The organism is Komagataeibacter europaeus LMG 18890 (genome assembly GCF_000285295.1).
GTDB classification, from domain to species: Bacteria; Pseudomonadota; Alphaproteobacteria; order Acetobacterales; family Acetobacteraceae; genus Komagataeibacter; species Komagataeibacter europaeus.
In genome coordinates this window covers 1-9,380 of sequence record NZ_CADP01000100.1, presented here as the reverse complement: position 1 = coordinate 9,380, position 9,380 = coordinate 1, and the positions used below count along the sequence as shown (strand labels likewise).

The 9,380-nt window shown below is 59.4% G+C and carries 9 protein-coding genes and 1 pseudogene; 7 read left to right on the top strand and 3 right to left on the bottom strand.

The window, feature by feature from the left end; genetic code table 11:
* Both GEU01_RS17395 and GEU01_RS24755 read right to left on the bottom strand, forming a co-directional pair.
* Positions 1-629, bottom strand: a 629-nt coding sequence (locus GEU01_RS17395; RefSeq protein WP_042710927.1) for an IS630 family transposase, incomplete at its 3' end; no start/stop codon positions are given.
* A 223-nt stretch (positions 630-852) separates the two neighbouring features.
* Positions 853-1,451, bottom strand: a pseudogene (locus GEU01_RS24755) (IS5 family transposase); the annotation flags it as partial.
* Between the two features lie 868 nt (positions 1,452-2,319).
* On the opposite strand from GEU01_RS24755, the gene GEU01_RS17385 reads away from it, so the two are divergent.
* From GEU01_RS17385 to cynS, 7 genes are read left to right on the top strand one after another with little or no spacing between them, the layout of a single operon-like run.
* On the top strand, positions 2,320-2,862 hold the full coding sequence (locus tag GEU01_RS17385; RefSeq protein ID WP_019087099.1) for an OsmC family protein: 543 nt from the start codon (positions 2,320-2,322) through the stop codon (positions 2,860-2,862).
* 42 nt (positions 2,863-2,904) lie between these two features.
* Positions 2,905-4,026 carry an acyl-CoA dehydrogenase family protein gene (locus GEU01_RS17380; protein ID WP_019087098.1) on the top strand — a complete coding sequence of 374 codons (1,122 nt, stop codon included), beginning with the start codon at positions 2,905-2,907 and terminating at the stop codon, positions 4,024-4,026.
* Entirely contained in the window at positions 4,023-5,351 is a 1,329-nt protein-coding gene (locus GEU01_RS17375; RefSeq protein ID WP_019087097.1) for an FAD-dependent oxidoreductase, read from the top strand. The genes GEU01_RS17380 and GEU01_RS17375 overlap by 4 nt, the downstream gene beginning before the upstream one ends.
* Entirely contained in the window at positions 5,351-6,628 is a 1,278-nt protein-coding gene (locus GEU01_RS17370; protein WP_019087096.1) for a CmpA/NrtA family ABC transporter substrate-binding protein, read from the top strand. The genes GEU01_RS17375 and GEU01_RS17370 overlap by 1 nt, the downstream gene beginning before the upstream one ends.
* A 5-nt stretch (positions 6,629-6,633) precedes the next feature.
* Complete coding sequence (ntrB, locus tag GEU01_RS17365) at positions 6,634-7,494, top strand: nitrate ABC transporter permease (RefSeq protein WP_007396452.1); 861 nt, start codon at positions 6,634-6,636, stop codon at positions 7,492-7,494.
* On the top strand, positions 7,484-8,323 hold the full coding sequence (locus GEU01_RS17360) for an ABC transporter ATP-binding protein (RefSeq protein WP_049976635.1): 840 nt from the start codon (positions 7,484-7,486) through the stop codon (positions 8,321-8,323). The genes ntrB and GEU01_RS17360 overlap by 11 nt, the downstream gene beginning before the upstream one ends.
* Positions 8,324-8,343: 20 nt before the next feature.
* Positions 8,344-8,799 carry a cyanase gene (gene cynS / locus GEU01_RS17355; protein WP_456303523.1) on the top strand — a complete coding sequence of 152 codons (456 nt, stop codon included), beginning with the start codon at positions 8,344-8,346 and terminating at the stop codon, positions 8,797-8,799.
* Between the two features lie 233 nt (positions 8,800-9,032).
* On the opposite strand, the gene GEU01_RS24750 is transcribed toward cynS, so the two are convergent.
* Positions 9,033-9,380: IS4 family transposase (locus tag GEU01_RS24750; RefSeq protein WP_269719771.1), on the bottom strand; the 348-nt coding region annotated here is incomplete at its 5' end.

Genomic DNA, 9,380 nt, shown 5'->3' with positions numbered 1-9,380 from the left:
CCGTTCCGGAGATAGGTATGGGTACGTCGTTCCGGCACGCCCGGTACCATGGGCAGGACGGGCTGTTCGCGGTCCAGCGCCTGGATCTGGGATTTCTCGTCGACACACAGCACGATCGCACGGTTCGGCGGCGACATGTAAAGGCCGACAATATCCCGAACCTTGTCGACAAATAGCGGGTCCGTCGACAGTTTGAAGGTTTCGGCCCGATGCGGTTGCAGGCCGAAGGCGCTCCAGATCCGGCGGATGGTCGTATGCGACAGGCGGATCTCGGCAGCCATGGAACGGATCGACCAGTGCGTCGCGTCTTTGGGCGTTGTGTTCAGCGTGCGCTCGATAACCTGCGTAACTTGCGCATCCGACACCGTGCGGGGCCGGCCGGCCCGATATTCGTCGGTCAGGCCTTCGATGCCATCTTCGACAAACCGCCGCCGCCATTTGCCGACGGTGTGCTCATGCACTCCCAGGCGTGCAGCAACTTCCTTGCTCTGCAAGCCTTCGGCACAGAGCAGAAACATCCGGCAGCGATCCGACAACGACCGTGGTGCCTTGTGACGCTGGACTTGCCCTTCAAGAAACGTCCGCGCCTGCGGACTCAGCGCCACCTGACCTGCCTGTCGTCCTGCCATCGTTATGCTCCCGTCAGTGCGACAGGAATATCATATAAGGATGCTTATTTCAGTTCCAGGTGACTAGCACTACAGTTGTAGTTTGTTTTTGTTCGTTAATTGTTCGTGGCTCCCATACTTTCCAGAAGGCTCGAATTTCAGGCTGTCTACGGCGAGAAAAACCGCAATTTTTTTGTTTTCCTGGCCGGAAAATAAACTGCAACTGTAGTGCTAGAGCGTGTCGTCAGTTAATTCCGATGATGGCGGAAACGAGTTGCACTGCTGCGAGGAATGTTGACTTCAGCTTGTCGTAGCGTGTTGCAATGCCTCTGAACTGCTTCAGCCTGGCGAAGAAACGTTCAATGATGTTTCTGTTTTTGTAGAGATGGGAGCTGATTTTCCGTGGATCGCGTCGGTTTTTCCTTGAAGGGATAACCGGTGCGATCTGCCGTTCTTCGATCTTTTCGATAAGCGGATCGGAGTCATAAGCCTTGTCGGCGATAAAGGCTGCAGGGTCGACTTCATCCAGCAGGGGGTCTGCTTCCGTGATGTCCGCTCTCTGCCCGGGCGTCAGGGACAGCGCAACCGCCTTTCCTGCGGCATCGACAATGGCGTGGATTTTCGAAGTCAGTCCGCCACGGGACCGCCCGATGGCCTGATCCGCGCCCCTTTTTTACGGGCATCCGCACTGTGCTGGTGAGCCCGGACAATCGTGCTGTCGATCATCATGTATTCGTTGTCACGATCGGCGGCCAGATGCCGGAAAATCCGTTCGATTACGCCGCCTTCGCACCAGCGACGCAGTCGCCGGTGGATGTTTTTTCAGTCACCAAAACGGACAGGAGGGTAGGCCAGCCATCCGGTCGGTATCGGCTAATCGCGGCCGCATGGATTGCCGTGGCACTGAAATAATATACATATATTTATGTTAAATAGCGACTGCTGCCAGCAGAAACAGGCTTGTCCTGAAAAGAGCATCTTTTCTGCTCTTTGAGAATATCTTTTATTATCAATGGAAAACATGATGGGACTATCCTTGTTCAGATGGATCGCTATACCCGTCTGTCCACGCTCTGCAGGGTGGAAATTTGCCGAATATCCTGCCATTCAATGCGCGGAATTGGGCATTATCAACGATAGTTTCGATTCATATCATATTTAATCGCTCAATATGAAATTTACATAATCCACGATATGAGCACTATCAATTTGTGGCTCTCTGTGGTTTAACATATTTAATTGGTGTTTATGGTTGGTTTTGGGTTTATGCACTATGCATAATGGTTGTTTTCGTTTGCCATTCAGATGGCCGTCCCAGGCGTATGGATATCCTGCTGAGACTAACGCCCTTCCCGTAGGGCTGCATCTGATAGCACAGCATCATCCGGTTTTCATGCAGAACGTCCATAGCGTTTTGTCCGGCCATAACCAGGCATGTGCTGATACTATTTCCCATCCGGGTGTCCGCTGCGTAGATCAGAACGGGCAGAGCGCAGGATACGTTATGGAAAAGGCGCAATCTGGTCTGAACTGTGTGACAATGTGATCAATGTCGACAATTTAGTTGCCGCACGCTGACTTCCTGAAAAAATCCTTTGTAAAAATAGCACTTTAGAAAAAATCAAAAAACTTCTTGAGACGTTTCCCGCCACTGGGGAAAGTCATCTCGTCAACCCGGATGAAGTGTTTCTTAACAGGAGTTGCAAATAACATGTCCGATACAAAAACTGTTTCCACCTATCTGCGTCCCATCGACCGGACCGGACTGCTGGGTTTTGCAGAAAAAGGGCGCAACAACCCCGATAACTTCGGCACGAACAAGGTCCATACCGTGTGCGAAGGCCAGTACCGCACGCTCAGCTATGTCGGGCAGCATGCCCCGGTAGTGGTGGATGAACCGCTTCATCTGTTTGGCCAGAACACGGCCCCGGCCCCGGGTGAGATCGTCCTATCCGCACTGGGCGGCTGCCTGGCTGTCGGCATTACGGCGGTTGCCACATACCGGGAAGTAAAGCTGAGCAAGCTGGAACTCTGGCTGGAAGGCGACATTAGCAATACGGCGGCATGGGGTGCCGGTGGGGCTGAGCGCAAGCCCGAGGAAATGGGCTTCCAGCGCATTCGCGTAAAAGTGGCGGTGGAAGGCGATGCCCCGCGTGAGGCACTGGATGCCATCGTGCAGCATGCCAATTATTTCTCCCCCGTTGCCAATACGATGCGCAATCCCGTTCCCATGACGATCAGCCTTGCAGACTGAGTTTTATGGCACCGCATGCCGGTAAAAGGAGACCGTCTTTCCATGTCAGCCCGGAACATGACACAGGCCGTTCAGGCGGATACGTCTCTTCTCCAGCGCGTTGACGAGATCGCACGGGGGCCGCTGGCTGCAATCGTGACGGATATTGACCTGAACGGTCATTATCCGCTCGAAATCCTGCGCACGCTGGGGGAAGCGGGGGCGCTGGCCCCCCATCTCCAGCGCAATGGGGCGGATTTTGGCCTGGCCATTCAGGCCATGGCCACCGTCAGCCGCCAGTGTGGTGCAACCGGCTTCCTTATGTGGTGCCACATGGTCTGTGGCCTTTATCTCGAAAAAGCGCCCAATAGCGCACTCAATATGGAACTGCTGTCCACCCATGCCCTTGGGCACAGCTTTGGCGGCACGGCGCTGTCCAACCCCATGAAGGCCCTGGCCGGGATCGAGCGCATGGCGCTTGAAGCCACGCCGGCGCCGGGTGGCTATCGTGTCAGCGGGGTGCTGCCGTGGGTTAGTCATATCGCGCCGGGGCAGTATTGTGGCGCCATGGCCCGGATAGACGGACAGAAAGGGCGCGAGATCCTGTTCCTGCTCCGTTTCGATGGACAGGCGACGCTTCGCCCCTGCCCCCATTTTTCCGGGATGGAAGGCACGAGTACATGGAGCATCCGTCTCGATGATTACTTCCTGCCCGCGCACGATGTCATTGCCGTGCCGGCCCAGCCGCTGGTCAGCGTCATAAAGGCGCCCTTCATCCTGCTACAGGCCGGCATGGCGGCCGGTGTCGTGCAGGGATGCATTGATTCCATGCTGGAGGTTGAACCCCAGCTTGGCCATGTCAACCGCTTCCTCGAAGACCGGCCGGACACCATGCAGGCCGAACTGGATGCCTTTACACAACGTGCCCTGAAACTGGCGCGTACACCGGCCGAGACGGACCCATCATACCTGCTGGATGTGCTGGACGTGCGGGCCCATGGCTCCGAACTGGCGCTGCGCGCGTCGCAGTCTGCCCTGCTGCATCAGGGGGCACGGGGGTATCTGAGCACTGCCGCCCCGCAGCGCCGGGTCCGGGAAGCGCAGTTCGTGGCAATCGTAACCCCCGCGATCAAGCACTTGCGTCTGGAAATGGCGCGGCTCATGACGGAGGAACTGCCCGCATGATTCCCTACCGCAAATTCATCTGTCGGGTCTGTGGCTGGATCTATGACGAAGCCTTGGGGGACGCCGATGGCGGCCTGCCGCCCGGAACGCGGTTTGATGATATCCCCGATGACTGGGCATGTCCCCTGTGTGGCGTGACCAAGGCAGATTTCGAACCCTATGTCCTGCCGGCTGCCGCCGTTACGGCCGGGACGACGCCCGACATATCCGTTACTGCCCGCAGCGTATGGGACGCCGTGATCGTAGGGGGCGGCACGGCAGGCTGGGCGGTGGCCGAGCGCCTGCGCGCCCTGAGTCCGTCCGCACGGATCGCACTGGTCACCGGGTGCGCGGGTGACCTATACGCCAAGCCCCAGTTGTCCGTGGCGTTGTCACGCAATCTGGATGCAACCAGCCTGTGCCAGGGTCAGGGTGCGGATACGGCCGCAGGCATGGGGATCACGCTGATGGGCGGGACCTTCGCCTCCGGCATCGATCCGCACGCACACCGGCTGCGCACCACGCGGGGCACGCTGCGATATGGCGCGCTGGTTCTGGCGCAGGGCGCGCAGCCCGTGCGCGTACCCAGCCTGCCGGCGGATCTGGTGTGGCGGGTCAATTCCCTGTCGGCTTGGCTAAGGCTGCGCCGGAGCATTGGCGACACGCCACGGCGCATCGTGCTGGTTGGCGCTGGGCTGGTCGGATGCGAACTGGCGGAAGATGCGGCCACGGCCGGGCACACGGTCACGCTGATCGGTCGCGGCCCCTATCCGCTGGATGGTCTTGTGCCGCCCGCGGCGGGACGGCGTCTTGGCGCACGGCTGGAGCATGCCGGGATTCATGTCATGAACGATACTTTCGTTCATAACGTTACGAAACCAGAACGTACGGTGGGGGTAAATGTTGTGACATCAGGCCACCCTGCCCTGTGTGAAGCCGATATCGTAATTGCCGCCATCGGGCTGGAAACCAACCTGCATCTGGCCCATACGGCGGGGCTGGATACGGATAACGGCATTGTGGTTGAACCGGCAACGCTGCGTACCAGCCAGACCGATATCTATGCATTGGGTGACTGCATCAGCATCCACGGCCAGCCCTGTCGCTATATCGGCCCGATTGCCGCGCAGGCGGATACGATTGCGCACGAAATCCTGGGGCTGCGCCATGCGGGGTATGCCCACCAGCCGCCGAAAGTGCGGCTGAAAAGCAGGGTGGCCCCGCTGGAACTGACCGGCACGCCCGACCCGGCCGCGCCATGGGAAGTCGTGACGGACACGACCGAACGCCTTGTCATGCAACAACGCCGTGGCAGCGCCACGACAGCGCGGCTGGAGGTATCGTGATGAGCGGATTTTCCTTCCTGCGCCCACCGCGCGCCACCCTGCTGCAGTGCGCCCCCGCTGTTCCGGCCGGGGCGGTGTGCGGCTGCGGTGCCGTACATGCCCCGCCCGCGCGTATTGGCCGCCGGGCGGTGCTGGGCGCGCTGGCAGCGGGAACGGTGCTGGGCAGCCTGCCGTCCCCGCTGCGTGCGGCAGTGCCGGCAGGCCCGCTGGAACGGGCCGATGTCACCATCGGGTTTGTCCCGATTTCCTGCGCCGCACCGCTGATCATGGCGGAAGCGCAGGGCTTCTTCATACAGGAAGGATTACGGGTACAACTGCAGAAAACGGCAAACTGGGCGCTGGTCCGCGACCGGCTGCTCGATGGTCACCTGAATGCATCTCACCTGCTTTCGCCCATGCCGCTGGCGCTTTCGCTCGGGCTGGGCGGCAATGCGCCGCATGCCGTGCGCGTGGCCAGCATGCAGAATCTTAACGGGCAGGCCATCACCCTTGCCCTGCGCCATCATGACCGGCGCGATCCGCGGCAGTGGAAGGGAATGACCTTCGCCATCCCGTTTGAGTTTTCCATGCACAACCTGCTGTTGCGCGCCTATCTGGCGCGGCACGGGCTGGACCCGGACCATGACGTGACCCTGCGCGTGACCGCCCCGCCAGACATGGTCGCCAACCTGCGGGCCGGCAATATTGACGGTTTCCTGGGGCCAGAGCCCTTCAACCAGCGCGCGGTCATCGAGGAAGTGGGCTTCATACATATCCTGACAGCGGAGATATGGGACGGCCACCCGTGCTGTGCCTTCGGCATGACGGCGGCATTCATGGACGCCAGCCCCAATACCGCCGCCGCCCTGCAGCGCGCGATGATCCGCGCCGCCGATTTCATGCAGCAGCCTGACAACCGCGCGCAGGCCGCACGGATCATGGCCCAGCCGCGTTACCTGAATCAGCCCGAACTGGTCATTCGCCAGAGCCTGACTGGGCATTACGCCGATGGCCTCGGCGTGGTGCGCGACAATCCGCGTCGGGCGGCCTATTCGCCCTACCCCTATCCGTCCATGGCGGTATGGATCATGTCGCAGTTTGAACGGTGGGGATACCTGAAGGGGCCGGTGGACTACCGCGACGTGGCCCAGCAGGTCTTCCTGATCGATACGGTCAGGCAGCAGGCGCAGGCCATGAACCTCCCCCAGCCTGCGGATGGGGGCAACAACTGGCCCTCCTTCAATATCATGGGACAGCATTTCGATCCTGACCATCCGTCTTTCTTCAATCAGGGATAGCCGCCATGATTTCAGTAGAAAGCCGTCGGGCCTTTTTCCTTTTCCTTGCCCTTTTCGCGGGGCTGTTGCTGGTCTGGCAGCTTTCCACCGCGTCCGCACCCGAACGGTCTCCATACGGTATCCCGCAGGGCAATGCGGAATACCAGATGCTGATGGGCCACGCCCCGGGTACGACCCAGACCCGGGAAGGCTTTCCCGGCCCGGCCCGCTTTGTCGCATCCGCCCTGCAGGCCCTGCACGCGCCGTTTCATAATAATGGCCCCAGTGACCGGGGCATTGGCTGGCAGGTTGGCGCGTCCCTGCTGCGTGTTGCGATCGGATACGGGCTGGCGGTTGTGGTTGCAGTGCCGTTGGGGTTCCTGATCGGGCTGCGTCCCGTCATCCGCCGCGCGGTTGACCCGTTTATCCAGATCCTGCGCCCGATTTCGCCTCTGGCATGGATGCCGCTTGCGCTTTACACGATCCGCAATGCAGAAGGCTGCGGCATTTTTGTCATCTTCATCTGTTCCCTGTGGCCCATTGTACTCAACACGGCCTTTGGTGTCGGCAGCGTGCGCCGGGAATGGCTGAATGTCGCCCGCACGCTGGAAGTCGGCTGGGCGCGCAGGGTGCTGTTCGTCCTGCTGCCGGCGGCGGCACCGACCATCATTACCGGCATGCGGATCGGGCTGGGGATCGCGTGGCTTGCCATTGTCGCGGCCGAGATGCTGGTGGGCAGTTCGGGCATTGGCTACTTCGTGTGGAACCAGTGGAACAACCTGTCCCTTTCCAACGTGCTGCTGGCGGTCCTGCTGATCGGTTTTACGGGCATGGTGCTGGACGGCGCGCTGGCGGCCCTGCAGAGGAGCGTGACCTATGCCGAATGATAACGCATTGGCACCAACCACCATGGCCCATGACACATCCCGGCCGCTGGTTGAGGTCTCCATGCTGGAAAAACGGTATGGCAATAGCGGACCACCGGTATTTTCCGATGTGTCGTTCACGATCCAGCCCGGTGAATTCGTCTGCCTGATCGGCCATTCGGGATGCGGCAAAAGCTCCATACTCAATATCCTGGCAGGGCTGGAACAGCCGTCCGGTGGCACGGTCATCATGGATGGGTGCGAGATCAATGGCCCGGGTCTGGAGCGTGGTGTCGTCTTTCAGGGCCATGTCCTGCTGCCGTGGCTCAGTGCGGTGCAGAACGTGGCCTTTGCCGTACGGTCGCGCTTTCCCACCCTCTCACGTACCGAAATAAAGGAAAAGGCCGAATACTACCTGCATCTGGTCGGCCTGCGGAACGCGCTGGACAAGAAGCCGGCCGAACTGTCGGGCGGCATGCGCCAGCGCGTGGGGATTGCCCGCGCCTTTTGCACGCAACCCCGCATGCTGCTGATGGATGAACCCTTTGGCGCACTGGATGCCCTGACACGCGGGTTGATCCAGGAGGAACTTCTCCAGATCTGCGCCCGCACGCAGCAGACCGTCTTCATGATCACGCATGATGTTGATGAAGCGATCCTGCTGGCGGACCGTGTTTTACTGATGAGCAACGGGCCTGATGCCCGTCTGGCGGAAAGCATCGACAACCCGTTGCCCCGCACCCGGACACGGGAAAGCATGCATCATGAAACCGGGTTTTACGATCTGCGCAACCACCTTGTCGACTTTCTGGTCCGCCGCTCCGCGCTGGTCAGCAAGGGCGAAAACTGACGTCATGAAAGGAAATGACCATGCCTGTATTCGAAAGCCGTGAAGAGGTCACGCATGCCATCATTGCCGCGCGCGTGGCCAGAGGCATCCGCTGGGCGGATGTAGCAACGGCCGTGGGCCGGAGCAAGGAATGGACCACGGCGGCCTGTTTTGGCCAGATGACCTTCAGCAAAGGAGAGGCCGAGGCCCTTGTCGCATTGCTTGACCTTGATCCCTCAGCCCTGGCGTGGCTGCAGACCGTGCCCTACAAGGGCACGCTGGGCGGCGGCGCGCCGGATGATCCGCTGCTGTACCGCTGGTATGAAATGATCAGCGTCTATGGTCCCGCCATCAAGGAACTGATCCATGAGGAGTTCGGGGACGGGATCATGAGCGCCATTGACTTCAAGATGCATATCGAACGCGAACCCGATCCGGCGGGTGACCGGGTCCATGTGAATATTTCCGGAAAATTCCTGCCTTACAAAAAATACTGACAGTATTATCCGGGCGGAATTCAATATTCTGCCCATACTATAAAATAACAGAAAATAAAATTATCGTCCCAGGACGGTACGGTTTCTTGCGCTCTTTACGGTCCGACATCGTAACAAGGAGTACAGACCATGTCGCATGCCTACAGGACTCTTCTTCCCGCACAGGCGCAGTTGTTCACAAAGGCTGCCGCCCTGTCCATCACGCTTGCAGGTCTGGGCTCATCGGCTTGCAGTTACCCATAAATTTTTTCTTCTGTAATTTGATAGGAGAGAGCACCTGTAACGATATCTGCCAGGCGAGACATTCCTCTCCAGATAACAGTTGTTCCGGGCGGAGCATCGGAAGCGCGATCAAGGTAACCACCCAGTCTGGCGACTGCCCGGATGTAAAAATCCAGGTCTGGTGAAGTGCTGAGTTTGCGTATGGGTGTGAACTGTTCGAGTATTTGGCGTTCCACATCTGTAAAAACGGTAGAAGGCGACGTCCCTGGTAATTCACGCCTGAGCATTGTTATCCATGAGATACGCCAGGCCACCACGCAGCATAAGGCGATACAGTTTGCGAGCCGGCCTGCGGTCGT